Annotated in this window: 23 protein-coding genes; 4 read left to right on the top strand and 19 right to left on the bottom strand. The window is 62.5% G+C overall.

Going from position 1 to position 24,725, the window contains the following annotated elements:
* Window positions 1-174: 174 nt before the first annotated feature.
* Genes EGJ22_RS05890 through sdhC form a run of 4 tightly spaced genes read right to left on the bottom strand, consistent with a single transcriptional unit; the run spans window position 175 to window position 3,415 of the window.
* The gene (locus EGJ22_RS05890; protein ID WP_009684708.1) at window positions 175-879 is read right to left on the bottom strand and encodes a succinate dehydrogenase iron-sulfur subunit; all 705 of its coding nucleotides are present in this window, start codon (window positions 877-879) and stop codon (window positions 175-177) included.
* An 11-nt stretch (window positions 880-890) separates the two neighbouring features.
* Complete coding sequence (sdhA, locus tag EGJ22_RS05885) at window positions 891-2,663, bottom strand: succinate dehydrogenase flavoprotein subunit (protein ID WP_009684709.1); 1,773 nt, start codon at window positions 2,661-2,663, stop codon at window positions 891-893.
* A gap of 3 nt (window positions 2,664-2,666) precedes the next feature.
* Complete coding sequence (gene sdhD, locus EGJ22_RS05880) at window positions 2,667-3,035, bottom strand: succinate dehydrogenase, hydrophobic membrane anchor protein (protein WP_008091903.1); 369 nt, start codon at window positions 3,033-3,035, stop codon at window positions 2,667-2,669.
* Window positions 3,029-3,415: a succinate dehydrogenase, cytochrome b556 subunit gene (sdhC, locus tag EGJ22_RS05875; RefSeq protein WP_008091902.1), complete on the bottom strand. Its 387-nt coding sequence runs from the start codon at window positions 3,413-3,415 to the stop codon at window positions 3,029-3,031. Before sdhC ends, sdhD begins: the two co-directional genes overlap by 7 nt.
* Before the next feature lie 352 nt (window positions 3,416-3,767).
* Between sdhC and gltA the strand changes: the two genes are divergently transcribed.
* Window positions 3,768-5,057 carry a citrate synthase gene (gltA, locus tag EGJ22_RS05870; protein WP_029886714.1) on the top strand — a complete coding sequence of 430 codons (1,290 nt, stop codon included), beginning with the start codon at window positions 3,768-3,770 and terminating at the stop codon, window positions 5,055-5,057.
* A gap of 124 nt (window positions 5,058-5,181) precedes the next feature.
* Here the strand turns inward: gltA and EGJ22_RS05865 are convergent, their stop codons facing one another.
* The 13 genes from EGJ22_RS05865 to EGJ22_RS05805 form a co-directional block, all read right to left on the bottom strand.
* Entirely contained in the window at window positions 5,182-6,642 is a 1,461-nt protein-coding gene (locus EGJ22_RS05865; RefSeq protein WP_064314297.1) for an efflux transporter outer membrane subunit, read from the bottom strand.
* Window positions 6,643-6,653: 11 nt separating this feature from the next.
* Window positions 6,654-8,786 (bottom strand): glycosyltransferase family 2 protein, encoded by a 2,133-nt coding sequence (locus tag EGJ22_RS05860; RefSeq protein ID WP_104148346.1) that lies wholly within the window; start codon window positions 8,784-8,786, stop codon window positions 6,654-6,656.
* Between the two features lies 1 nt (window position 8,787).
* Complete coding sequence (locus tag EGJ22_RS05855) at window positions 8,788-10,029, bottom strand: hypothetical protein (protein ID WP_029886534.1); 1,242 nt, start codon at window positions 10,027-10,029, stop codon at window positions 8,788-8,790.
* Window positions 10,026-11,129 (bottom strand): HlyD family efflux transporter periplasmic adaptor subunit, encoded by a 1,104-nt coding sequence (locus EGJ22_RS05850; RefSeq protein ID WP_256671753.1) that lies wholly within the window; start codon window positions 11,127-11,129, stop codon window positions 10,026-10,028. The genes EGJ22_RS05855 and EGJ22_RS05850 overlap by 4 nt, the downstream gene beginning before the upstream one ends.
* A gap of 419 nt (window positions 11,130-11,548) precedes the next feature.
* Window positions 11,549-12,154 carry an START domain-containing protein gene (locus tag EGJ22_RS05845; RefSeq protein ID WP_009684717.1) on the bottom strand — a complete coding sequence of 202 codons (606 nt, stop codon included), beginning with the start codon at window positions 12,152-12,154 and terminating at the stop codon, window positions 11,549-11,551.
* 33 nt (window positions 12,155-12,187) lie between these two features.
* A complete protein-coding gene (locus EGJ22_RS05840) occupies window positions 12,188-12,442 on the bottom strand; it encodes a YkgJ family cysteine cluster protein (protein ID WP_029886531.1) in 255 nt (84 codons plus the stop codon).
* Between the two features lie 132 nt (window positions 12,443-12,574).
* The gene (locus EGJ22_RS05835) at window positions 12,575-13,030 is read right to left on the bottom strand and encodes a hypothetical protein (RefSeq protein WP_029886530.1); all 456 of its coding nucleotides are present in this window, start codon (window positions 13,028-13,030) and stop codon (window positions 12,575-12,577) included.
* Window positions 13,031-13,094: 64 nt separating this feature from the next.
* A complete protein-coding gene (locus EGJ22_RS05830) occupies window positions 13,095-14,537 on the bottom strand; it encodes a PLP-dependent aminotransferase family protein (RefSeq protein ID WP_009684720.1) in 1,443 nt (480 codons plus the stop codon).
* Between the two features lie 196 nt (window positions 14,538-14,733).
* Complete coding sequence (locus tag EGJ22_RS05825; protein WP_029886529.1) at window positions 14,734-15,546, bottom strand: OmpA family protein; 813 nt, start codon at window positions 15,544-15,546, stop codon at window positions 14,734-14,736.
* A complete protein-coding gene (locus tag EGJ22_RS05820; RefSeq protein WP_029886528.1) occupies window positions 15,543-15,896 on the bottom strand; it encodes a DUF4398 domain-containing protein in 354 nt (117 codons plus the stop codon). Before EGJ22_RS05820 ends, EGJ22_RS05825 begins: the two co-directional genes overlap by 4 nt.
* Before the next feature lie 9 nt (window positions 15,897-15,905).
* Window positions 15,906-16,727: an ABC transporter substrate-binding protein gene (locus EGJ22_RS05815; RefSeq protein WP_029886527.1), complete on the bottom strand. Its 822-nt coding sequence runs from the start codon at window positions 16,725-16,727 to the stop codon at window positions 15,906-15,908.
* 95 nt (window positions 16,728-16,822) lie between these two features.
* Window positions 16,823-17,752 carry an electron transfer flavoprotein subunit alpha/FixB family protein gene (locus EGJ22_RS05810; RefSeq protein WP_009684724.1) on the bottom strand — a complete coding sequence of 310 codons (930 nt, stop codon included), beginning with the start codon at window positions 17,750-17,752 and terminating at the stop codon, window positions 16,823-16,825.
* On the bottom strand, window positions 17,753-18,502 hold the full coding sequence (locus EGJ22_RS05805; protein ID WP_029886526.1) for an electron transfer flavoprotein subunit beta/FixA family protein: 750 nt from the start codon (window positions 18,500-18,502) through the stop codon (window positions 17,753-17,755).
* Window positions 18,503-19,034: 532 nt separating this feature from the next.
* On the opposite strand from EGJ22_RS05805, the gene EGJ22_RS05800 reads away from it, so the two are divergent.
* Window positions 19,035-20,717, top strand: coding sequence for an electron transfer flavoprotein-ubiquinone oxidoreductase (locus EGJ22_RS05800; RefSeq protein ID WP_080709229.1), 1,683 nt, complete (start codon window positions 19,035-19,037; stop codon window positions 20,715-20,717).
* Between the two features lie 58 nt (window positions 20,718-20,775).
* Here the strand turns inward: EGJ22_RS05800 and EGJ22_RS05795 are convergent, their stop codons facing one another.
* Together EGJ22_RS05795 and EGJ22_RS05790 are read right to left on the bottom strand one after the other, a co-directional pair.
* Window positions 20,776-22,101 (bottom strand): MFS transporter, encoded by a 1,326-nt coding sequence (locus EGJ22_RS05795; protein ID WP_009684727.1) that lies wholly within the window; start codon window positions 22,099-22,101, stop codon window positions 20,776-20,778.
* Window positions 22,102-22,159: 58 nt separating this feature from the next.
* Window positions 22,160-22,639: a response regulator gene (locus EGJ22_RS05790; RefSeq protein ID WP_029886525.1), complete on the bottom strand. Its 480-nt coding sequence runs from the start codon at window positions 22,637-22,639 to the stop codon at window positions 22,160-22,162.
* A gap of 296 nt (window positions 22,640-22,935) precedes the next feature.
* Between EGJ22_RS05790 and azu the strand changes: the two genes are divergently transcribed.
* The gene (gene azu / locus EGJ22_RS05785; protein WP_029886524.1) at window positions 22,936-23,385 is read left to right on the top strand and encodes an azurin; all 450 of its coding nucleotides are present in this window, start codon (window positions 22,936-22,938) and stop codon (window positions 23,383-23,385) included.
* Between the two features lie 135 nt (window positions 23,386-23,520).
* Window positions 23,521-24,723, top strand: a complete 1,203-nt coding sequence (locus EGJ22_RS05780; RefSeq protein WP_050492216.1) for an efflux RND transporter periplasmic adaptor subunit — start codon at window positions 23,521-23,523, stop codon at window positions 24,721-24,723.
* Window positions 24,724-24,725 lie beyond the last annotated feature (2 nt).

Below are 24,725 nucleotides of genomic sequence, written 5' to 3'. Positions count from 1 at the left end.
CTGAACCACGCCACCTGGATCCTGCTGATTTTCCGGGTACCAGCCCGGAAAGCCCCTGCTGGTCTCATATCTTCATAGGTAATGAGCGCGGGCTTTTTGGGCCCTTGCTCGGGTTTTACCTCAGTGCGGGCTCACCGCCCGCACCTCGGCTTACTGCAGGTACAACACTGTGTATCAGGTGCCGCTTTGCAGCAGCATGTTACGTACGTGGCCGATTGCCTTGGTCGGGTTCAGACCTTTCGGGCAAACGTTCACGCAGTTCATGATCCCGCGGCAGCGGAATACGCTGAACGGGTCATCCAGGGACGCCAGGCGCTCCTGAGTCTTGGTGTCGCGGCTGTCGGCCAGGAAACGGTAGGCCTGCAGCAGCGCGGCCGGGCCCAGGAACTTGTCCGGGTTCCACCAGAACGACGGGCAGGAAGTCGAGCAGCAAGCGCACAGGATGCACTCGTACAGGCCGTCCAGCTTTTCGCGGTCTTCCGGGGACTGCAGGCGCTCGATGGCCGGGGCCGGCGTGTCATTCTGCAGGAACGGCTTCACCTTCTCGTACTGCTTGTAGAAGATGCTCATGTCGACCACCAGGTCACGAATGACCGGCAGGCCTGGCAGAGGGCGCAGAACCAGCTTGTTGCCCTTGACCACCGCCGACAGCGGGGTGATGCAGGCCAGGCCGTTCTTGCCGTTCATGTTCATGCCGTCGGAACCGCACACGCCTTCACGGCAGGAACGACGGTACGAGAAACCTTCGTCCTTTTCCTTGATCAGGGCCAGTACATCCAGCACCATCAAGTCCTTGCCGCCGGTATCGACGTCGAACGACTCCATTTTTGGCGCCGAATCGGTATCCGGGTTGTAACGATAAACTTCGACTTTCAACATAGCAGCCACCCTTAGTAAGTCCGGACTTTTGGTTCGAAGGCTGGAACAGTCTTCGGCGCAAAGTTGACGCCACGCTTGGCAACGCGCTTCTCACCCGGGTAGTACAGGGTGTGGCACAGCCAGTTTTCGTCGTCACGGTCTTCGAAGTCTTCACGGGCGTGAGCGCCACGGGACTCTTTACGGGCTTCGGCCGCGATGGCGGTAGCTTCGGCGACTTCCAGCAGGTTCTGCAGCTCCAGCGCTTCGATACGCGCGGTGTTGAAGGCCTGGGACTTGTCGTTGATCTTGACGTTGGCGATGCGCTCACGCAGGCCGGCCAGTTGCTCGATACCCTTCTGCATGTATTCGCCGGTACGGAACACACCGAAGTAGTTCTGCATGCAGCTCTGCAGCTCGCGCTTCAGGCTGGCTACGTCTTCACCGGAAGTACGCTCGTTGAGCTTGTTCAGGCGGTTCAGGGCAACATCGATATCGGTGTCGCTGGCGTCGAGGTGCTCGATACCGTCGCTCAGTGCCTTCTCCAGGTGCAGGCCGGCAGCACGGCCGAATACCACCAGGTCGAGCAGCGAGTTGCCGCCCAGGCGGTTGGCACCGTGTACCGATACGCACGCAACTTCACCTACGGCGAACAGGCCAGGAATGATGTGATCCTTGCCTTCTTCGTCCATGGTGATGGCCTGGCCATGAATGTTGGTGGCAACACCACCCATCATGTAGTGGCAGGTCGGAACCACCGGCACCGGCGCGACAACCGGGTCGACGTGAGCGAAGGTCTTCGACAGTTCGCAGATACCTGGCAGGCGGCTGTGCAGCACTTCTTCGCCCAGGTGGTCCAGCTTCAGCAGCACGTGGTCCTTGTTCGGGCCCACGCCGTTGCCGGCGATGATTTCCTTGACCATGGAACGGGCGACCACGTCGCGGCCGGCCAGGTCTTTGGCGTTCGGCGCGTAACGCTCCATGAAGCGCTCGCCGTGGGCGTTGATCAGGTAGCCACCCTCACCACGGCAACCTTCGGTGACCAGTACACCGGCGCCGGCGATGCCGGTCGGGTGGAACTGCCACATTTCGATGTCCTGCACCGGAACGCCTGCACGCAGGGCCATGCCGATACCGTCACCGGTGTTGATCAGGGCGTTGGTGGTGGAGGCGTAGATACGACCGGCACCGCCAGTGGCCAACACGGTAGCCTTGGACTTGATGTACATGGTTTCGCCGGTTTCGATGCAGATCGCGATCACACCAACGAAAGCGCCTTCCTTGTTTTTCACCAGGTCAACGGCGTAGTACTCGTTGAGGAAGGTGGTGCCGGCCTTCAGGTTACCCTGGTACAGGGTGTGCAGCAGCGCATGACCGGTACGGTCGGACGCCGCGCAGGTACGGGCGGCCTGGCCACCTTTACCGAAGTCCTTGGACTGGCCACCGAACGGGCGCTGGTAGATACGGCCGGTTTCGGTACGCGAGAACGGCAGGCCCATGTGGTCCAGCTCGAACACGGCAGCCGGGCCTTCCTGACACATGTATTCGATAGCGTCCTGGTCACCGATGTAGTCGGAACCCTTGACGGTATCGTACATGTGCCAGCGCCAGTCGTCGTTCGGGTCGGCCGAAGCGATGGCGCAGGTGATGCCACCCTGGGCGGATACAGTGTGCGAACGGGTCGGGAAGACCTTGGTGACTACGGCAGTCTTGTGGCCGCCTTGAGCCAGTTGCAGCGCAGCACGCATGCCGGCGCCGCCGCCACCGATGATGATGGCGTCGAAAGAAATGGTTGGAATGCTAGCCATGAATCAGATACCCCAGAGAATCTGCACACCCCAGACGAAGTAAGCGAACATCGCAACGCCGCATACCGCCTGGAACAGGAAACGAATCGCAGTTGCCGACTTGCCGAACGACATAGGCGTCAGGTAGTCGGTAGCAATGGTCCACATGCCGACCCAGGCGTGAGCGCCGAGGGCAACGAGGGCCAGCAAGCTGAAGATTCGCATCGCGTTGTTGGAGAACAGACCATGCCACTGGGTGTAGTCGATGCCTGGGTGGGCGACCACGTAGCCGATCAGGAAGATGAAATAAGCCGCGAGAACGACCGCAGATACGCGCTGCGCCATCCAGTCATAGAGGCCCGAACGCGACAGGTTCGTGACATTGGTTACCATACCCAAACTCCCACCAGAACGATCAGCACCACGGAGATGACGATCACGATTTTCGAGCCCAGCTTGCCGCCTTCCAGCGTCTCGCCGATGCCCATGTCCATGATCAGGTGACGAACACCTGCCACGAGGTGATAAAGCAGGGCAGACAACAGCCCCCAGGTCACGAACTTAGCCAGCGGGCTGGTCAGACACGCCTTCACCTCGCCGAAGCCTTCCTCGGAACCCAGCGATTTGCCCAGTGCATAAAGCATGATGGCAAGGCCGATGAACAGGATGACGCCGGAGATACGGTGCAGGATGGACGTGTACGCAGTGACAGGGAGCTTGATGGTCCTTAGGTCTAGGTTTACAGGTCGTTGGCTTTTCACGGCTTTTTTCACACTGAAGAGCCCCTAGCGAATCAGGGCAAAGTTGTTGGTAAGTGTACTGGTCAGGTACCCACCACCCAGGGAACGGCGACCCCCAGCAGTTCGGGCTTGCAAGCCCCTGGCGGTCGGGTGCCGAGTATAGACAGTTAGGCTGCTTATGACAACGTGACGGGGTAGCCCAAATAGCGCATTGCCTTTAATGAACAAATGGCGTAAATGGGCGAGAATTTCGGGAAAAATCAGGCTTGAATGCCTGATTCAACAAGCCTTTAGGCAAATTGACATCTGAATTTATCCCTCTATAGTGGTGCGGGCCCTGCGTGGGGGGTCTGTCTGATGATTTCAAGCATTAATAGGAGGCCACATGGCTGACAAAAAAGCGCAGTTGGTCATCGAGGGCGCTGCCCCCGTCGAGCTGCCCATTTTAACCGGCACCGTTGGTCCTGATGTAATCGACGTCCGCGGGTTAGGGGCCACTGGTCACTTCACCTTCGACCCTGGCTTCATGGCGACCGCCTCGTGCGAGTCGAAGATCACCTACATTGACGGCGACAAAGGGATCCTGCTGCACCGCGGCTACCCGATCGAACAGCTCGCCGAGCAATCCGACTACCTCGAAACCTGCTACCTGCTGCTCAACGGCGAACTGCCGAATGCCGAGCAGAAGGCGCAGTTCGTCAGCACCGTGAAAAACCACACCATGGTTCACGAGCAGCTGAAGTCGTTCTTCAACGGTTTCCGCCGCGACGCCCACCCGATGGCGGTCATGTGCGGTGTGGTCGGCGCCCTGTCGGCGTTCTACCACGACTCCCTGGACATCAATAACCCGCAACACCGCGAAATCTCCGCGGTGCGCCTGGTCGCGAAGATGCCGACCCTGGCGGCGATGGTTTACAAGTACTCCATGGGCCAGCCGATGATGTACCCGCGCAACGACCTGTCGTACGCGGAAAACTTCCTGCACATGATGTTCAACACCCCGTGCGAGATCAAACCGATCAGCCCGGTACTGGCCAAGGCAATGGACCGGATCTTCATCCTCCATGCCGACCATGAGCAGAACGCCTCCACCTCCACCGTTCGCCTGGCCGGCTCGTCGGGTGCCAACCCGTTCGCCTGTATCGCCGCGGGCATCGCTGCCCTGTGGGGTCCGGCGCACGGCGGTGCGAACGAAGCCGTACTGACCATGCTCGATGAAATCGGCGATGTCTCGAACATCGACACCTTCATCGCCAAGGCCAAGGACAAGAACGACCCGTTCAAGCTGATGGGCTTCGGTCACCGCGTCTACAAGAACCGTGACCCGCGCGCCACCGTGATGAAACAGACCTGCGATGAAGTACTGCGCGAGCTGGGCATCAAGAACGACCCGCAGCTGGAACTGGCCATGCGCCTGGAAGAGATCGCACTGACCGATCCGTACTTCATCGAGCGCTCGCTGTACCCGAACGTCGACTTCTACTCGGGGATCATCCTCAAGGCGATCGGCATTCCAACCAGCATGTTCACCGTGATCTTCGCCCTGGCACGTACCGTGGGCTGGATTTCGCACTGGAAGGAAATGCTCTCCAGCCCGTACAAGATCGGCCGTCCGCGCCAGCTGTACACCGGCGAGCAGAAGCGCGACATCGTTGCCCTCGGCGACCGCAAGTAAGGCTTGATCGGGTAACGCTTCAGCCCCCCGGCCAGCCCTTGGGCCGCGCGCACGCCTGGTGTCGCGCGGCCCAAGGGCTGGCTCATGCCCTACCCCGGCGATACGCATCAGCCACCCAGGCCAACTAGGGTGCGACTTGCGCAGCACTGCCCACGATTGCCGTCGGCCCTGGTGACCAGCCACCCCCGAGCGCCTTGAACAGGTTCACCTGGTTGATCTCGCGCGCCAGCTCCAGCTCCAGCCAACGTTGCTGCGCACCGAACAGCGAGCGCTGGGCGTCCATGGTCGAGAAGTAGCTGTCCAGACCCGCCTCGAAACGCAGCCGCGACTGCCGGTAGGCTTGCTCATAGTCCTCGACCAGCTGCCGCTGGGCCGCGACCTGCGGCAGCATCTCCTGCCGCGCATTCAACGCATTGGCCGCTTCACGGAAGGCGTTGAGCACGGTCTGCTCGTAAGCAGCTACACGCTGGTCGTATTGGGCCCAAGTGGCATCCACCCCTGCCCTGCGCTGGCCGGCATCGAGCAATGTCAGCGAACCGAGCGCCGCCAGGTTCCAGAACTGAGCCGGGCTTGTCAGCAGCCGCGAAAAGTCCCCACTCAGGCTACCCAGCGCGCCTGTCAACGAAAAGCTGGGGAAATAGGCGGCCCGCGCACTGCCGATTTCTGCATTGGCAGCGCGCAGCTGAGCCTGCACCGCCCGGATATCGGGCCGCCGCTCAAGCAGGCTTGAGGGCACCCCGGCGGGTACATCGGCTGTCGCCATCTGCGCCCCAAGCTGGCCCTCCGGCAACAGCCCGGCCGGTACCGTTTGCCCTACCAGCACCCGCAAAGCATTGAGGTTCTGCGCCACTTGCATCCGGTAGGTACTGACTTGCACGGCAGCAGTGTTGGTGATGGCATCGGCTTGGTGGACATCGATGCGTGCGGTCGAACCCAGGTTGAAACTGGAACGCAGCATTTGCCCGTAATGCTGCTGGGATTCGAATGTGCGCTCTGCCAGCCCAAGCAAGCTCTGATTGGCCTTGAGCGTCAGCCAGGTCCCGGCCACTTCGCCGATCAAGGCCATGCGTGCAGCCTGGTAATCGGCCAGCGTGGCATGAAAGCGCGCCTCGGCCGCATGGGCCTGGCTTCGTGCCCGGCCGAAGAAGTCCAGCTCATAGGCCGTGAACCCCACGGTGGCCTGGAAGGTGTTGGCCACACTGCCGGCGCTGGAGCCGCCCCCGGGGGTTTGCTCCAGCGCCGGCAACTTTGCGCGCCCGGCATAGGTGTCGACGCCCAGGCTGGGGTACAGCGCTGCCGCGGCGCCCTGATAGCCTGCCCTGGCCTGCGCCACGCTGGCTGCGGCTTGCTGCAAGTCACGGTTGTCGACAAGGGCCAACTCGATCAACCGGCGCAAGCGGCTGTCACTGACGAACGCTCGCCAATCCGGGTCGAAAGCGTTTCGCGGATCACAGCAGCCCGCCTCGACGCTATCCGGCCAGCCGGTATCCATGGGGGACGCCGGTGTCTCGTAGGCAGGCTCAAGCGAACAGCCGGCCAAAGACAGTTGAGCGGCCAACATCACACACTGCAGGGGTCTAGTCATGGGCCCTTCCCTCACCAAACGCTGTTCATCAAGGCACGCAGTTGAGCCAGCACGCCGAGAAGGCCGCTGGAAGCCTGCAGGGCAGCCGGCTGGGCGCTGCGGCGCTTCACAGCCACCCGCGCGCTGGCGATGGGCGCCTGCCGCGGCCGGCGCACCAGCCGCAGGCGCCAGTCGCCTTCGCCCAGCAGCGCCCGGCGCAGCAGGGTGAAGAACGCAGTGGCGGGTTGCGCCGTGCTGGCCACATTGGGATTGGCCTGGCTGAACAACCTGGTGATCAGCGCGCGCCGCTGCGCCTCATGCACCGCCACGAAGCGCAGCCCCAGCCGTTGGCTGCCATCCCGGCGTACCACCTCTGCCCCCAGCCAGCCCACCTTGTCCACCCATACCTGGCCACGCCTGCCGCACGGCACCTCGCCGGCCATGGCGCCTTCGAACGCCGCCCCGCTGATCGAGATATCGACCAGTTGCCCACCCAGCGTACCGGTGCCCAGGCGCAGCTGGGTGGGCCGAGCAAACGGAAAGCGCTCCTCGCCGTGCAGCCGCGGCCGATCAACGCAGGCCACCAGTGTCGCCAGGTTGTACAGCAGCACCAGCACCGTCCAGCTCAGGTTGAACACCATATTGCCGTCCAGTCGGCTGGCAGTGCTGATCGCCGTGATTGCGCCGACCTGCGCCAACACACTCAAGGCCAGGAAAAACCCGAACAGCTTCCAGTGCACCTGGGTCTGGGAGCGGTCCAGGCCTTTGGCCGTCACCTTGAAAGGCCGCCCGAACGGGCGAATCGCAGCACTGATCAGGGTCGCGGTCACCGCCAATGCGCAAACGATCTGCGTCACCTCGGTGAAGATCGGCAGTGAACGCCGCCCGGTCACCCAGGTGCTGTAACCCCAATAGGCGATCAGCGCCGGCATGCCAAAGGCCAGAAACGCTGCCGGCGTTGCATAGAAACCGGCAATGCCGAAATACCAATACAGCACCGGCGACACCAGCATCATCAGGATGAAGGGCTTGGAGCACCAATGCAGCAGGCCGTGCAGGTAATGCAGGCGATCGTTCAGGCCATAGCCGCGACCGAACAGCGGCCCCTGGCGCAGCAAGGCCACCTGGATCGTCCCCAGGCACCAGCGGCCGCGCTGGTTGATATACTCGGTCAGGCCCTCGGCAGACAGCCCGATGGACAAACGCTCGTTCAGCCAGCGGGTGATGTAGCCCATCTGCATCAGGCGGTAGGACGTGTAGATGTCCTCACAGACCGACCCCGTGGGAAAACCACCCATGCGCTCGACCAGATCACGCCGCACCACGAACGACGTGCCCACGCAGAACGCTGCATTCCAGGCATCCTTGGCAGGCTGGAACACATCGAAGAATACCCGTTGCTCATCCACCCAGCTGTTTGCCGACCCCAGGTTATGCTGGATAGGGTCCGGGTTGTAGTAGAACTGCGGGGTCTGCACCAACCCGACCTCAGGGTCCTGGAACAGCCCCAAGGTGCGCAGCAGAATCGGCCGCTGCGGGGCGAAGTCTGCATCCAGCACCAGTATGTACGGCGCGTTGGTACTGGCTGCCGACTGGCGCAGGCCGTTGTTCAGGTTGCCCGCCTTGGCGTGCAGGTTGTCATCGCGCCGCGTGTAACGCACCCCCATGCTCGCGCAGTAGTCGCGCAGCCAGTCCCGCCGCGTGTCATCCAGCACCCACAGGGTGAAGTTGGGGTAGTCAATGGCCTGCGCGGCAATGATGGTCTTCTCCAGAACCTCGAGCCCTTCGTTGTAGGTGCAGATGAACACATCGACCGCCGGCGCCTCGGCCCCCATCGCGCGCAAGCGCTGCTCGCCAGCGTCCGCGGCGTGGCGGTGATCGCTGCGCCGGCACATCACCACGATCGAAAACAAGGTATAGGCAATGCCCAACAACTCGAAGAACAGGAAGCCATAAGCCCATACCGTGGCGAACCCCGCGCGGCTGTCAGGCAAGGTGTCGGCGAAGCGCCAGGCCACGTACCTGACCAGCAGTGCCGCGGTCAGCGCGCCGAACAGCAGGCGCGCCAGCCATTGCTCGCGGTGGGCCATGCAACTCAGCAGGACCACGATGGCCAGCGTCCACAGGTTGATTTGCAGCAGTTGTGTCGAGTCCAGTGCTTGCATGTCAGTGGGCCTTGTAATCGCCAGTGAAAGGGTTGACGCCGGTGGCAGCGATCGCCGCCCATGCCGTGGCGCCCAAATGGGGCAGGTGGAAGTACAGGAAATCGTCATGGGTCGAGTCCGGCCCCACGCTCAGCCCCGTACTGACCTGTGCCTCCGGGGTGGCGTACAGCCAGCCATCGCCAGCGTGTTGCGCCAGCAACAACGGCCACAATGGCTGCGCCAGGGGCGCCAGGCCGCGAAGGCTGGCAACGGCCGCCACCTGCGCCGTGCCTTCGGTCCAGATACCGTCAGGGTCCTGCTTGAAGCCATAGCCCTGAGCGAAACCATGGGCCCGCTCCACGAACGTCAGTGCCTGCAGCCACTGCTGCGGTGCGTCGGCAATGGCAATCAGCGGCCAGATCTGCGCATCCAGGCCCGACTGCTGCGTCTGCGGTGTTCGGCCATCGGGCAAGGTACCGATCAGGAACCGGCCTTGGCCGGCATCCCAGTGGGCCTCGACGAAGCCGCGGGCGATGCGCGCCTGCCGGCCAGCTTCGCTATCGTTGTCCAGCCGCGCCAACGAGGCCCAGGCTGCCGCCAGATCGACGTTATGCTCAGTGGACTTCCAGGTTTGCACCTGCGGGGCAGCGGCGAACCCGTAAATGCCCCCGTTGAAGCCTGCCGGTGGCCCCTTGTCGAAGGTGGTGCGCCGGGCCCAGTCGAGCACCTTTCTGCTCGCCTGCAAATAACGCGCTTCACCGCTGTGCCGATAAGCCTCCAGCAACGCCAGCGCTGCCCACGCCTGATTACCGGTCGCACTGCCCACCTGGTACGCATCCTGGCTCCATGCAGCACGCTCATCGCTCCAGTAGCCCGGCAGCCGCACAGGCGCGGCCTGCAGCGGGCCAGCGGCGTAGGCATTGCGCACCCGGCCATCGCGGTACTCAGGGTCGTGATCGATGGCATAGGCCAAAGCGTCGGCAATTTGTCGGGCAGCTGGCGCATTGCCGCAGGCAAACAAGGCGATGCTGGCCAACGCGTTGTCGTAGGTGAATGCCACGCCTTGCAGCACGCCAGGCACGGCAGGCCGCCCCGGTTGCTGCGGATAGCTGGCGAGCAGCAACGGCCCTTGGCCTTGAGCCGCCACCGCCTGCCCGATGCCTGCGCAGGTCATGTGCTGCAGGCGGGCCCGAGGCTCCAGGGCCATGGCCTGGCTGCCCAGCACCAGCCCGAGCACACCGGCAAAAGGCACCCAGCCGTTCATCGCGATACCGTCGCGGTCACCCAGTTGCCAGGGTTGCAGGTCAACAGGCGTTCATCGGCCGGCAAGTTGCTGTCGAACGTACCTACCACATAGACCGAGTTCTGCTCGGCATAAGGAAACGGCACACTGTAATTGCTGCTTTGTACATCGGTCGGGCTGGACAGTAACTGCACGACTTTGGCTTTCAGCGGTTGCGCGACACCGCGGATAGATACTTGCAGTTCGCTATCCCGGTCGATCCGGCTGGCCATTCGCTCCGGGAATACCGCAATAACATAACTTTGACTGCAATTGGTAGCGCGCAATAGCGTTGCACCCGCCCGTACTTGCGTGCCTTGCGGGGCGATCAACTCTTGCACGGTGCCGGATGCATACGCCACCACATTATAAGCCGCCATCATCTGCACCCGGTTTTGCTCACTTTCTATCAACTGGTCGAGGTGGGAAAGTTCCTCTTCGAGGGTTACCCGGTTGCGCTCCAGATTATCCAGGCTAAGTTTCAGCGTGGTCATCTGCGACTTGAGGTCGAACATGCGCAATTGCTCGGGGTCCAGGTACACCTGGTCCTTGGCCGCGTTAAGATCACCATCGTTGATGTGCACCCGCGAGCGAATGGTCTCGGCATCGGCCTGCAACGAGGCCAGTTGCGCCCGGGAACTGGCCACGACGGCCTCGCTCACCGCGCCTTGGCGAAACAGCTCAAGGTTACGTGCCAGTGTTTCCCGGGCATCGGCAAGGCGTGCGCCAGCAGCCCCGCTCTCAGCCTTCAGGGCCTTCTGCGCGTAGCGCTTGCGCACCTCATAGGCATCCTGGTACTGCTGGCTGGTGATCTCCAGCGCGTTGTAGTACTTGCGGTCGTGTTCGGCCTGGCTGGCCATGGCCGCCAATTGCTGCTGCAAGGTGAGCCGGCGTGTCTGCAAGCCCAGCAGCGTTTCCTGTTCCGCCCGGGGGTTCTCGATGGTTGCGATATCCTGGCCCGTGGTGAACGTGGTGCCTGGCTGAATGTTCAAGGTACGCACCACGCCATCGATGGGCGTGGTCAGCAGAATGACCGGTGCGTTGAGAATGGCCCGGGTTGCCGACGACGACAATAACGGCATGAACAATGTCGAAAACAGCAACCAGCCCATGAAAGCCAATACACCGTACCCGGCGATCCGGGGCAATAACGAAAGTCGATTAGCATGCACGATGATATCTCCCACACACGCGGCGGATGAAAATCAATAGGCAAGTGCTCGCCCTTGCACAGACCGAGGACAAAACGGCCCGCAAGCGCAGAGGTACAAGTGGGTAAGGCGTAGGTCTTGAAGTTATAAAGCAGAAGAAAAACGCAGCACGTTTTTTATAGTTGGCGTGAGCACGAGAGGGGGCAGGAAATGGCTCACTGAGTTTGAATCTAAGCCCAAAAATTTATGCTGTCAAACTTCCAGAAACGCTCAAATAATGGCGTTCTTTTATTGACGCCGGTGCCACCTGTAGCGCCATCACCTGAAGGCGCTACAGGCAGTGCGAGGCCTCAGTTTTTCTCAGCCCGTTCACGCAGCTGTTTGAGGGTATTGAACGGCGAATCCACCACGAACTTGTTGGCGACCATCGCCGGCACGCTGCCACCCGGCTCAGTATGCACCTGGTAGGTCACTTCGGTGGTGTCGCCCTTGGGCACCAGCTTCCAGAACCCTTCGACTTTAGCCACCCGCACGAAGCCCTTCTCTTCCGGCAGGTAGGTCGGCTCTTCTTTCAGGTTGCGGGTGACGCTGCCATCAGCCTCCTTGACAGTGGTGATATGCAGCACCGAATCCCGCGGCGTCACCGGCCATGGCGTATTGAACTGGGTGTAGGTCCAGCTCTGGTTACCTTCATGCTTGAGCAGCTTCTGCGATTTGCATTCGTGGATCCATGCACATGCCCCGGCCGCGTCTTCCTGCAGTGCCTCGACCTTGGCCAGCGGCGCCTTGATCACGGTCACCCCGCGATAGGCCTTGTACTTGGAGCCAGCGACTTCGCTGAGGGACACCTTGATGCCCTCCTCGTCCTTGGCCACTTGCCAGTTTTCGGCCCAGGCCGCCGGCGAAAGCAGAACACCCACGCCACACAGCAGTGCAATACGCTTTAACGATCTCATCATGTTTATCCTTGTTGTCGAAGACCCAGCCTTTCACGCCGCCGTCATCTGCTCCCACCAGCCAAGAATCCTGATCGCTTCGTCACGGTCACTGCCACACACCTCGACATCTGCCTTGAACGCGCCACACACTGCTGGCCGCTCAGGCTTGCCGAACAGGTCGCAGAGGTTGGCCGCCGTCAGGTGCAGGCAGCGCTCGCCAGCTGGCTTGCCATTGGGCATGCGCGGCATGGCAGAGGTGATGGACGGGGCAATGCAGCAGGCACCGCAGCCCTCACGGCAGTTCATGGCGATTCACCAAACTCAGGACTCCCTGAAACAAGTAACGGGACGAACGCCCCTGGATAGTACCCGCCCAAACAGGTGTTTGAAATTGCTGGCACGATGAAAAATGACATGACCCGGCAGTCAGTTTGCCCCTTACTGCCGGTACTCGAAATCGATGGCCGCACCTTCCACTTCACGGCGGCTGTCATTGCGCAGTTGCAGCTGCATTTCATTGTTGATCAAGCGGCCATTGAGCTGGAACGGGCTGTCGTCGGCTTCCGGCTTGTCCCGGAACATAGGGGGCAGCAGCGGTTTGCGGCGCTGGATCGGCGAAGGTGTCCCTACGTTTGGCTCAAGGTTGTCGACCAGGTCGGTGGGCAGGCTCAAGTCCAACTTTGCTTTGGGCAAAGGCTTGGCAACTGCCTTGCTTCGCGGTTTTGCTTTCTTGGCAGGGGCTTTGCGGACTACCGGCTTCTGCGCAGGCTTGGCGGCGTTTTTTGTCTGTGCCTGCTGGGCCTGCGCCGGCTGCGCAGCGAAGGCCAGGCCCGCGGTGGCGCAGCACGGGGCCGCAAGGCACAGAATCAGAACAAAACGACGTAATGCATTCATGGCAAATGGACAGACCCGCTGTAAAGGCTCGTATGCTCCCTGTTCCGCGGGCTGCTGGCAACCCTCACAAAAGTGTGAGCGCAGGCTCGCGGCACAGCTGCTGTGCCAGCAAGCCCAAGGTCATGACCGCCCGCTCGGCCTCCTTGTTCCACGGAATACCGCAGTTGAGGCGGATGCAGTGGTTGAATTGTTCCGTGTTACTGAATATCAACCCCGGAGCAATACTGATGCCCTGCTCCAACGCACGCACATGCAGCTCTTGCGTATTCACCCGCCCAGGCAGGCTCACCCAGAGGATAAACCCCCCGGTAGGCCGGGTCATCTGCGTACCTTCGGGGAAGTGCTGCTGCACCGCCAGCTGGTAGGCACTGAGGTTCTTGCGGTACTCCTGGCGGATATAGCGCAGCTGCCGATCGTAGCCGCCATTTTCCAGGTACGCTGCCACACCCATCTGGGTCACGCTGCAGGCTGAATGGGTGGTGAAAGTTTGCAGGCGCTGTATCTCGTCCTGGTAACGCCCGGCGATCATCCAGCCAACCCTCACCCCGGGAGACAAGGTTTTGGAGAAGCTCGAACAGTAGATCACCCGGTCCAGCCGATCGAAGGCTTTCAGTGCCTTGCTCTTGCCCTGCTCGAACATCAACTCGCCATAGATGTCGTCCTCGATGATCTGGATATCGAAGTCCGACGCCAGGCGCAGCAGTTGCTTTTGCCGCTCTTCCGGCACCGTACCGCCCAGCGGGTTGCTCAGCCGCGCAGTCAACACCAAGGCCTTGATCGACCACTGGTTTGCCGCCAGTTGCAAGGCTTCGAGGCTGATCCCCGTGGACGGGTCGCTGGGGATCTCGATCACTTTCAAACCCAGCAGGTCCGCCAGTTGCAGCAAACCGTAATAGGTCGGCGACTCGGCGGCAATCAGGTCCCCGGGGCGGGTCAGCACCCGTAACGACATCTGCAGGGCATCGACACAGCCGTGGGTCACGATCACCTCACGCGGGTCGACGATCACACCGGCATCGCGCATGCGAATGGCAATTTGCCGGCGCAGCGGCTCGAACCCTGGGCTGAACATGTAGCTGAAGGCGCGCGGGCTGTGGAAGCGTGTCACTTTGGCGATTTGCTGGTGCAGCGCGCGCACTGGCAGATAATCCACATGGGGCACGGCAGCACCGAACGGGAACACACCGTCGCGGCGGGCCTCGGTCAATACCTGCTGGATGATGCTGGCACGTGTGACCAGGCCTGGGCGCTCGACCCTGGCGATATCCGGAGTCGGGGCGGTCAGGGCCGGGGTCTGGTGCACATAGTAGCCGGACTGCGGCCGCGCACGGATCAGGCCCTGGTCTTCGAGGTTGGCGTAGGCCTGCAGCACCGTGGCATGGCTGACGTTGAGCTGCGCGCTCATCTTGCGTACGGAGGGTACCCGCTCGCCTGGCTGGTAGACGCCGCGACGAATGTCATCGGCCAGTTGCTGGGCGATACGCTGGTACAGCAGCAGGTTGGTCATGGCGGGATCTCGACGCGCGGACGGGCTCGTTGTTCTTGTGCGACTCACTGACAGTAGAGGATACCGTAACAGTTAAGAAGTGTACCGGGACAGATGGTGGGCCCGCCACTGCATCTTCAGCGCCTGTGAGATCCAGCGCCGCGCGGGCGGCGCGCGATCTGATCGGCGCCGACCGCACCGAGCCGAACACTCACGCTCAACGCGCCGGCGCGAGCCTGCCCTTGTCGTCGGAAAACACAATCTCGACCCGACGGTTCTGCGCCCTACCCCGCTCCGAGGCATTGGCTTCGATCGGGTACTGGTCGCCGTAGCCTTCGACCTGCAGGCGCTTGTCGTCGACACCAAGGTCCACCAGCATGTCGGCAACGGACTGAGCCCGGTCGTGCGACAGCTTGAGGTTTTCTTCAGGCGTACCCGTGCTGTCGGTATAGCCCTCGATGCGTACCACCCGGTGTGGGTTGAGCTGCAGGAACTGCACCAGCTTGAGCACGGTTCGGCTGGCGGTGTTTTTCAGGTTGGCACTGCCGGTGTCGAACAGCACGTCACCCAAGGTCATTACCAGGCCGCGATCGGCTTGCTCCGAGGCCAGCGCGGCAATTTGCGCCTCGACCCATTTGCCTTGCTGCTGCACGCTGGCCAGCTTGGCCTCGCGCAAAGCCAGCTGCAAACGCTGGCGCTCCAGGTCCAGCTTGGCCTGGCGCTCCTGGTTCAGCGCCAGCTTGGCATGCTCACCGGCAATCTCGCTGTAACGCTGGCTGAGGTAAGCGTAATGGCGCACATCGGAGCCGGTGCCGATGTAGCTGGACAAGCGCTCGGCGCGCGCCAGCGACTCGCCTGCACGAATCACGTCACGCGGCGCGCTGCGCAGCACGTCGGAATCGTCCTTGACCTTCTGGAAGGCGGCGCTGGCTTGCTCAAGCGCCGCGCTGCTGCGCTGGCTGGCGCAACCCTGCAGGCCTGCCGCCAGGGCCAGCACTGCCAGTACGGCGAAGGGTGCCTGACGGTTCATGGCTGCACCTCCAGCTGCTTGCGCAGGCGCTGCACCCGCGACTGCAACAACTGCAACTGCTCTTCACTCTTCTGGTTCAGCACCTGGGCCTCGGCAAAACGCGCGTCCAGTTCCGCCTGCTCGGCGCGCATGCGCGCATCGCGGTAGTCTTCGGTCAGCATGTTGGTCCTGGCCCGCGCCAGCTTGTCTTCGGCCAGTTTCAGCGATTCGACCTGGTCGGTTGCACCGACGGCCCTGGCCTGCTCCAGCGCCTGTTCGGAAATACGCATCTGCTCGTTAGGGGCCGGGTCATTGGCGCAGCCCGCCAGGCCAAGCACGGCCAGGGCAAGGATCAGTGGTTGGGTTCTCACGCAATCTTCCTAGTGTTTGGGGGCGTCCGCCGGTACTTGCAGCTGCGCTTTCCAGCGCTCGACATTACGTTGCAGTACCGCTTCGGATGCACCGGAGATCGGCAATTCTGTCAGTTTTTTCGCCAATTGCCCACGCAACCAACTGTCATTGCACGCGGAATTGTGCGACAGCGCCAAGTACAAGCCTGGCCGGTCGACCGGCAAACCCCGCGCAATCAGGTCATTGCTCATGCCCAGGCTCTGGGCCATGGCCATACCGGCATAACGGCCAGCCAGCACGTAATCCACCTGGCCGAGCACCAGTTTCTGGAACGCTTGAGTAAGGTTCTGCGCAGGCACCAGCTTCAGTTGCGCCTTGGCGAACGCAGTAAAGGCCGGCGTCAGGCGCGCCCGCTCGGACAAACTACCCTGGTAGCGGGCCAGGTCGGCCGGACCATCGATGGTCAGTTGCGCATCGTGCCGCGTCCACACCAGGTACTCGTTCAACTGCAACGGGGGGTGGATATAGTCCAGCGCAGTCAGTTGCTCCACCTGCATCGGCGTGTCGATCAGCAGGTCCATGCGGCCGCTGCGAACCTCTTGCAGTGCCTGTTCGCGACGCCCGGCACTCAGCACCTCCACCTTCACCCCCAGCTCGCCAGCCACCTGACGCAGCAGGTCGACGTTGGCACCGATCAGGTGCTGCGGGTTTTTCGGGTCCTGCCACGAATAGGGCGGCGCATCAGGGCTGCCGGTTGCTACCAGGCGTTCGCACTTGCCTGCCGCCATGGCCGGTGGCGCAACCAAGACCGCCATGCATGCCAGCACCCTGCCTGCTTTACGCAGCACCATTGCTCACTCCTTGTATCGCGATTGACCCGTAACCGGCCATAAAAAAACCCGGCCCCTGTAACGGGGCCGGGTTCTTTATAAGTGAAGCAGGCGGATCAGACCAGCTTTTCCAGCTCTGGCACCGCTTCGAACAGGTCCGCGACCAGCCCGTAGTCAGCCACCTGGAAGATCGGCGCTTCTTCGTCCTTGTTGATCGCAACGATCACCTTGGAGTCCTTCATGCCGGCCAGGTGCTGGATCGCACCGGAAATGCCCACGGCGATGTACAGCTGCGGCGCGACGATCTTGCCGGTCTGGCCGACCTGCATGTCGTTGGGCACGAAGCCGGCGTCGACGGCGGCGCGCGAGGCACCCACGGCAGCACCGAGCTTGTCGGCCAGGCTATACAGGTGGCTGAAGTTGTCACCGTTACCCATGCCACGGCCGCCGGAAACGACGATTTTGGCGGCAGTCAACTCTGGGCGGTCGGACTTGGCCAACTCTTCGCCAACGAACGCCGAGATACCAGCATCGTGCGCGGCACCGACCGCCTCGATGGCAGCCGAACCGCCTTCGGCGGCCACGGCGTCAAAGCCGGTGGTACGCACGGTGATCACCTTGATGGCCGCGCTCGATTGCACGGTGGCAATGGCGTTACCGGCGTAGATCGGGCGCTTGAAGGTGTCGGCGGACTCGACCGAGATGATCTCGGAGATCTGGTCGACGTCCAGCAGCGCAGCAACCCGCGGCAAAACGTTCTTGCCATTGGTGGTGGCCGGGGCCAGCACGTGGCTGTAACCCTTGGCCAGCTCGACGATCAGCGGCGCCACGTTCTCTGGCAGCACGTGGGCATAAGCTGCGTTATCGGCAACCAGGACCTTGGCCACGCCAGCGATCTTGGCAGCGGCTTCGGCAACGCCGCCAATGTTCTGGCCAGCGACCAGTACATGCACATCGCCACCGATCTTGGCGGCAGCGGCAACGGTGTTCAGGGTGGCCGGGGCTACGGCACCGTTTTCGTATTCAGCGACAACCAGGATAGTCATTTAGATTACCTTCGCTTCGTTCTTCAGCTTCTCGACCAGTTCGGCCACCGACTTGACCTTGATACCCGCGCTGCGGGCAGCCGGGGCTTCAACTTTCACGGTTTTGTTGGTGGAGGCGAGGGAAACGCCCAGCGCGTCTGGCGCAAGGGTTTCCAGCGGCTTTTTCTTGGCCTTCATGATGTTCGGCAGCGACGCGTAGCGTGGCTCGTTCAGGCGCAGGTCGGTGGTGACGATCGCAGGCAGGTTCAGGGCAACCGTCTGCAGGCCACCGTCGATTTCACGGGTGACATTCAGCTTGTCGCCGGCCACTTCCACCTTGGAGGCGAAGGTGCCCTGGGCGTAGCCGGTCAGCGCAGCCAGCATCTGGCCGGTCTGGTTGTTGTCGCTGTCGATGGCTTGTTTGCCGAGGATGATCAGCTGTGGCTGCTCCTTGTCGACAACCGCCTTGAGCGCCTTGGCCACGGCCAGGGAGTTCAGTTCATCAGCGGCTTCGACCAGGATGGCGCGGTCGGCGCCAAGGGCCAGGGCGGTGCGCAGTTGTTCCTGGGCAGTGGTCGGGCCGACCGAAACGACCACGATCTCGCTGGCAACGCCCTTCTCTTTCAGGCGTACGGCTTCTTCCACGGCGATTTCGCAGAAGGGGTTCATGGACATCTTGACGTTAGCAAGGTCGACGCCGGAGTTGTCCGCTTTGACGCGAACCTTGACGTTGTAGTCGACCACTCGTTTGACAGCTACAAGAACCTTCATGGATTCCTCGTTACTCTCCGGTGAATAGATAGTCGCCTGGGGCAAAGCCCTGCGATGCGCGTGGGTACAAGGGCACCTCTAAAAACGTACCGGGAAGCGGCATCTGCACAGTGACCGAACAGTCTTGTTCGGACCATTGCGACAAATACTCACGGGTCATTTCCTGTCGTGGCGTGTAAACTCCACTACAAACCGGCCTAAGCCCGCAAAACCCTGCTCCACACCTGGTCTTTAGAGGTGTACCTGCGCCCGGCTGCAAGCCTACGGCGAACGTAAAACCGCTCGTATCTTGACCGTAACACCCAATCCGGTCAATACGGCAAATCGGTCACCCTCCAGCCGCACTCCTGTGATTTTACTGGCCTGCGGCAAATTCAAACAAACGTTTGTATTGGACCCGCCAAGTGGTGTAGATATAATGCGCGGCCAAGACAAAACGGTGTAGTCCGTCAGTTGCGCAGCTACAGTTTCGCTCCCGTGACGAGCCACTGCGCGCATGCACCCATAAGACCCAGCAACAGCACGAGCCTTGATGAGTAGGAGAGAACCTGTGGAACGCGAATACATGGAATTCGACGTGGTCATCGTCGGCGCCGGCCCGGCGGGCCTGTCCGCCGCCTGCCGCCTGAAGCAGAAGGCCGCCGAAACCGGTAGCGAAATCAGCGTCTGCGTGGTGGAAAAAGGCTCCGAAGTCGGTGCTCACATCCTCTCCGGTGCGGTGTTCGAGCCCCGCGCGCTGAACGAGCTGTTCCCCGACTGGAAGGCACTGGGCGCGCCACTGAACACCGAAGTGAAGCGCGACGATATCTACGTGCTCAAAGACGCCGGCAGCTCGACCAAAGTGCCCGACCTGTTCGTGCCCAAAACCATGCACAACCAGGGCAACTACATCATTTCGCTGGGCAACCTGTGCCGCTGGCTGGCCCAGCAGGCCGAGAACCTGGGCGTGGAAATCTACCCCGGCTTCGCCGCCCAGGAAGCCTTGTTCGATGAAAACGGCGTGGTCCGCGGCATTGTCACCGGCGACCTGGGTGTCGACCGCGAAGGCAAGCCAAAGGACGGCCTGTACACCCCCGGCATGGAACTGCGCGCCAAGTACACCCTGTTCGCCGAAGGCTGCCGTGGCCATATCGGCAAGCAGCTGATCAAGCGCTTCAACCTCGATAGCGAAGCCGACGTGCAGCACTACGGCATCGGCCTGAAGGAAATCTGGGAAATCGACCCGGCCAAGCACGAGCAAGGCCTGGTGGTGCATACCGCTGGCTGGCCGCTGGATGTGATGGCCAAGGACAACACCGGTGGCTCGTTCCTTTACCACCTGGAAAACAACCAGGTGGTGGTCGGCCTGATCGTCGACCTGTCCTACGCCAACCCGTACCTGTCGCCCTTCGACGAATTCCAGCGCCTGAAGCACCACCCGGTGATGAGCCAATACCTCGAAGGTGGCAAGCGTATCAGCTACGGCGCCCGCGCCATCTGCAAGGGCGGCCTGAACTCCCTGCCGAAGATGGTCTTCAACGGCGGCGCGCTGATCGGGTGCGACCTCGGCACCCTGAACTTCTCGAAGATCAAGGGCAGCCATACCGCGATGAAGTCCGGCATGCTGGCCGCCGAAGCAGTGGCTGACGCCCTGGCTGCCGGGCGTGAAGGTGGCGACCTGCTCGACGGCTACGTCAGCGCGTTCAAGGCCAGCTGGCTGTACGAAGAGCTGTTCGCCAGCCGCAACTTCGGCCCGGCACTGCACAAGTTCGGCCCGCTGCTGGGGGGAGCTTTCAACTATGTCGACCAGAACTGGTTTGGCGGCAAGCTGCCGTTTACCCTGCACGACACCAAGCCGGACTACGCCTGCCTGAAGCTGGCGGCCGACTCGCAGAAAATCGACTACCCGAAACCGGACGGCAAGCTCAGCTTCGACAAGCTCAGCTCGGTGTTCCTCTCCAGCACCAACCATGAAGAGGAACAACCCTGCCACCTGAAGCTGACCGACCCGAGCATCCCGATCGCCAGCAACCTGCCGCTGTACGACGAGCCCGCCCAGCGTTATTGCCCGGCCGGCGTGTACGAAGTGGTCACCCAGGAAGACGGCAACAAGCGCTTCCAGATCAACGCGCAGAACTGCGTGCACTGCAAGACCTGCGACATCAAGGACCCGGCCCAGAACATCACCTGGGTCACCCCTGAAGGCGCTGGCGGGCCGAACTACCCGAACATGTAAGCCCGCCCCTGCAGCAAGAAAAAGCCCCCTGGCCTCGCGGCCCGGGGGCTTTTTTCGTTCATTTGTCGACGCACATGATCGGCATCGGCTCCGCCGCGAACGCGGAAGGTTGCCGGCGGCCAAAGTAGCGGGCAGTGAGCAGCCCCACCGCGCCCATGACCAGACAGAAGCCAACGCACACCCATGGGCTCCACGGCATCAAGGCTATCAACGCCAGGGGGGTGGTGCTGGCCCACAAGGCGTAGGCCACGTTGTAGGTGAAGGAAATACCCGATACCCGGATCTGTGCCGGAAACAGCCCGACCATGACCGACGGCACCACACCCACCACCCCACAGCAGAGCCCGGCCAACGCGTAAGCCAGCCACGTCATGCCCCACTGCCCCACCAGGCTCGCATACAACGCAGCGATGCCCAGCGGCAGCAACGCGCTGTAGATCATCAACGCCCGCCAGGCGCCCAGGCGGTCGACCAGCAGGCCGGCAAGCACACAACCGATGTTGAGAAAGACGATGCCTACGCTGCTCAGCGCGAACGTGTGCGCGGCAGACATGCCGAAGCGCTGCTGCATGACCGTCGGCGTAATCACCACCAGCACTACCACCGCCGAGGTCAGCACGCAGGTCAGCAGCGCAGCCGGAATCAACGCCCCACGATGCGCGCCCAGCACCTGGCGCAACGGGAACTTCACCGGCTGCTCCTTGCGCTCGCGCAGGGCCAGAAATACCGGCGTTTCACTCAGCCAACGGCGCAACCACACCCCGATCACGCCAAACACGCCCCCGAGCAGGAACGGGTAACGCCAGGCGTAGTCGAGAATTTCCTCGGCGCTGAAAGCCTGGGCCAACAGTGTCGCGGTCAGTGCCCCCAGCAAATAGCCAAAGGTCAACCCGGCCTGCAGGAAGCCCAGGGCATACCCCCGCCGCCCCGGCGGTGCGTGTTCGGCAACGAATGTCCAGGCACTGGGTACCTCGCCGCCGACCGCAGCCCCCTGCAATATGCGCAACGCCAGCAAGATCAGCGGCGCGGCGTAACCAATCTCGGCATAGGTCGGCATTACCCCGATCAGCAGGCACGGCAGCGCCATCATCAAAATGCTCAGGCTGAACACCCGCTTGCGGCCCAGGTGGTCGGCGAAGTGAGCCATGACGATGCCGCCCAGCGGCCGCGCCAGGTAACCGGTGACGAAAATCCCGAAGCTTTGCAGCAGGCGCAACCACTCCGGCATTTCCGGCGGGAAGAACAGCTGGCTGAGGGTCAGCGCGAAGAACACGAAAATGATGAAATCGTAGATTTCCAGCGCGCCGCCCAGCGCCGCCAGGCCCAGGGTCCGGTGGTCGCCGCGGCTGAACCGGGGCGGGCGAGCGGTATCGATGGCAGTCATGGCAGGGTCCGCAAGATCGGCAAAGCGCAAGAGGATAGCAAATACCCGCCGGCCGCCCCTAACGGCTGAACACCGTTTGGCCGAAGTTGCGGTGCCTGCGGGTATGTGCGGTGTTGCCCGACAGGCCCGGCGGCAGTGCCAGGGTGCCGATCAGCAGTGGGCTGTCGATGAGCGCCATGAAGGTCTGCAAGGCCTCGTTGTCCGGCACCTGGGGCAGGCTCACGTTGACCGCCTGGCGTTCGCTCGGCGGCACGCTGGGGACCTTGAGGTGCGGGGTGTGGTACAGCAGGGCATGCTGGATCTGCGTGCTGACCCCACAGAAACGCGCCAGGTCGACGCCGGCATGGCTGGCCAGTTCGATATTGCCCAGCAGCAGGTTGAACGGCTGCAACGCACTCTGCACCAGACGCTGCAGCTCTTCAAAGCTCTCCACCGGGGCGATCCGGTAATAGCCCAGGCCATTAAGCAGCCGTTCCAACTGCAGGCGCTGGTACGGGTGCTCGTCGGCGATCAGGATGCGCAGCGACTTGTTGATCATGTTGTGGCCCGGGCAAGGGTAGAGATAAAGGGCACGCTCCCTGACCATACTGCGCCAGCAACAGGCGTCCACCAGGGCTGCACTTGGAGGGGTCTTTCTAGATAGTTGTCGGGAACCGGCGAGAAATCAAGTGGCCAGCTCGCAGAATTTTCACGCGCAAAGCGCAATCGCTCCCAACAACTTGGTGGCAAGGCAGCACCCAGGTTAAATCCGGCGACTTCGCATTCGTCTTTGGGTCAACCCTTGGACGCCGGTATTCAAGGCCGGCGTCGTCCGTACCTCGATGGAGATAGACCATGTTTCGCACTGCCGTAGCCCTGGCTGCACTGACGCTGTCAGGCTTTGTTTGCGCCGACGAGCAATGCTCGGTGACCATCCAAGGCACCGACCAGATGACCTACGACCTCAAGACCATCCACGTGCCGGCCAGCTGCAAACAGTTCACCGTTACCCTGAAGCACCCCGGCAACCTGCCCAGGAACGTAATGGGGCACAACTGGGTGCTGACCCGCAAAGATGACCTCAAGGGCGTGGCCGACGACGGTGCCAAGGCCGGTGAGGGCAATGACTACATCCAGCCGGGTGATGCCCGGGTGCTGGCGCACACCAAGCTGATCGGCGGCAACGAGCAAGCGTCTGTCACGCTGGATACCAAGGGACTGAAACCGGGTGACGACTATGTGTACTTCTGCTCCTATCCCTTCCACGCCACGGTCATGAAGGGCACCCTGAGCTTTGGCGGCTGAACCCCGTTGACCAGGCCGGAGCAGCACCGTAGCGGGCTGCGCCCGGCCCCTTGGCCCCGCCCCGCGCAGGGTCCTAAATTTCGCCCCACCACCCTCGTCTAACCGGCAGCCTTCCCTCACTGGCCGGACTTTCGCATGAGTTACTTTCGCAAGAGTTACCTTCGCCTGACCCGCCGCGCTGCAATCGTCATGCTCTGCCTCATTCCCCTGGCTGCAGCGGCGGCCTGGCAGCTGCTGCCCAATGACGCCGAGCAGCGCCCCTTCGTGCGCGTCGCGCGCGGCAACATCGAATCCAGCGTCACCGCCTTGGGCACCCTGCAGCCTCGCCAGTATGTGGACGTCGGCGCCCAGGCCTCCGGGCAGATCCGCACCCTGCACGTGGAAGTGGGCGACACGGTCAAACAGGGCCAACTGCTGGTCGAAATCGACCCCTCCACCCAGCAGGCGCAACTGGACGCCGAGCGCTACGCCATCCAGACCCTCGAAGCCCAGGTCAAGGAACAGCAGGCCGAACACCTGTTGGCCAGGCAGCAACTGCAACGCCAGCAGCGCATGGCCGCCGATGGCGCCACCCGCGACGAAGACGTGCAAACCGCCCAGGCCAAGGTGCTGACCACCCAGGCGCGCATCCACAGGTACCAGGCGCAGATCCTCCAGGCCCGGGCCAGCCTGCGCAGCGCCGAGGCTCAACTGGGCTACACGCGCATCTACGCCCCCATGAGCGGCACCGTGGTGGCGGTCGACGCCCGTGCAGGCCAGACGCTCAACGCCCAGCAGCGCACGCCGTTGATCCTGCGCATCGCACGGCTGTCGCCGATGACCGTCTGGGCCGAGGTGTCGGAAGCCGACATCGGCCAGGTCAAGCCAGGTATGCAAGCCTACTTCACCACCCTCAGTGGCGGTGGCCGGCGCTGGACCAGCACCGTGCGGCAGATCCTGCCGATCCCGCCCAAGCCTCTGGACCAGCTCAGCCAGGGCGGTGGCAGCCCAGCACCGGCCGGGGCCAGCAGCGGCACCGGCAGCGGCGCCGGGCGCGTGGTGCTGTACACCGTGCTGCTGGACGTCGACAACGCCGACAATGCGCTGATGGCCGACATGACCGCCCAGGTCTTCTTCGTCGCCGGCAGTGCCCAGAACGTGCTCACCGCCCCGGTCGCCGCCCTGGCAGGCAAGCCAGACCAACCCGACCAGCGCAGTGCCCAGGTACTCGCCGACAACGGCCAGGTCCAGCAACGCGCCGTGCGCATCGGGCTCAGCGATCGCCTGCGGGTTCAGATCCTCGATGGCCTGAAGGAAGGCGACCGCCTGCTGATCGGCCCAACCGGCAACGGAAGTTGAGC

This window comes from Pseudomonas sp. p99-361 (genome assembly GCF_003935475.1).
Lineage (GTDB): Bacteria > Pseudomonadota > Gammaproteobacteria > Pseudomonadales > Pseudomonadaceae > Aquipseudomonas > Aquipseudomonas juntendi.
Note: the sequence above shows the minus strand (reverse complement) of the source record. Positions and strands in the feature narration are given on the sequence as shown.

Coding starts and splice junctions, on each gene's coding strand:
- EGJ22_RS05890 (WP_009684708.1), bottom strand. CDS start 879: ATGTTGAAAGTCGAAGTTTATCGTTACAACCCGGATACCGATTCGGCG.
- sdhA (WP_009684709.1), bottom strand. CDS start 2,663: ATGGCTAGCATTCCAACCATTTCTTTCGACGCCATCATCATCGGTGGC.
- sdhD (WP_008091903.1), bottom strand. CDS start 3,035: ATGGTAACCAATGTCACGAACCTGTCGCGTTCGGGCCTCTATGACTGG.
- gltA (WP_029886714.1), top strand. CDS start 3,768: ATGGCTGACAAAAAAGCGCAGTTGGTCATCGAGGGCGCTGCCCCCGTC.
- EGJ22_RS05865 (WP_064314297.1), bottom strand. CDS start 6,642: ATGACTAGACCCCTGCAGTGTGTGATGTTGGCCGCTCAACTGTCTTTG.
- EGJ22_RS05860 (WP_104148346.1), bottom strand. CDS start 8,786: ATGCAAGCACTGGACTCGACACAACTGCTGCAAATCAACCTGTGGACG.
- EGJ22_RS05855 (WP_029886534.1), bottom strand. CDS start 10,029: ATGAACGGCTGGGTGCCTTTTGCCGGTGTGCTCGGGCTGGTGCTGGGC.
- EGJ22_RS05850 (WP_256671753.1), bottom strand. CDS start 11,129: ATGCCGTTATTGTCGTCGTCGGCAACCCGGGCCATTCTCAACGCACCG.
- EGJ22_RS05845 (WP_009684717.1), bottom strand. CDS start 12,154: ATGAGATCGTTAAAGCGTATTGCACTGCTGTGTGGCGTGGGTGTTCTG.
- EGJ22_RS05840 (WP_029886531.1), bottom strand. CDS start 12,442: ATGAACTGCCGTGAGGGCTGCGGTGCCTGCTGCATTGCCCCGTCCATC.
- EGJ22_RS05835 (WP_029886530.1), bottom strand. CDS start 13,030: ATGAATGCATTACGTCGTTTTGTTCTGATTCTGTGCCTTGCGGCCCCG.
- EGJ22_RS05830 (WP_009684720.1), bottom strand. CDS start 14,537: ATGACCAACCTGCTGCTGTACCAGCGTATCGCCCAGCAACTGGCCGAT.
- EGJ22_RS05825 (WP_029886529.1), bottom strand. CDS start 15,546: ATGAACCGTCAGGCACCCTTCGCCGTACTGGCAGTGCTGGCCCTGGCG.
- EGJ22_RS05815 (WP_029886527.1), bottom strand. CDS start 16,727: ATGGTGCTGCGTAAAGCAGGCAGGGTGCTGGCATGCATGGCGGTCTTG.
- EGJ22_RS05810 (WP_009684724.1), bottom strand. CDS start 17,752: ATGACTATCCTGGTTGTCGCTGAATACGAAAACGGTGCCGTAGCCCCG.
- EGJ22_RS05805 (WP_029886526.1), bottom strand. CDS start 18,502: ATGAAGGTTCTTGTAGCTGTCAAACGAGTGGTCGACTACAACGTCAAG.
- EGJ22_RS05800 (WP_080709229.1), top strand. CDS start 19,035: ATGAGTAGGAGAGAACCTGTGGAACGCGAATACATGGAATTCGACGTG.
- EGJ22_RS05795 (WP_009684727.1), bottom strand. CDS start 22,101: ATGACTGCCATCGATACCGCTCGCCCGCCCCGGTTCAGCCGCGGCGAC.
- EGJ22_RS05790 (WP_029886525.1), bottom strand. CDS start 22,639: ATGATCAACAAGTCGCTGCGCATCCTGATCGCCGACGAGCACCCGTAC.
- azu (WP_029886524.1), top strand. CDS start 22,936: ATGTTTCGCACTGCCGTAGCCCTGGCTGCACTGACGCTGTCAGGCTTT.
- EGJ22_RS05780 (WP_050492216.1), top strand. CDS start 23,521: ATGAGTTACTTTCGCAAGAGTTACCTTCGCCTGACCCGCCGCGCTGCA.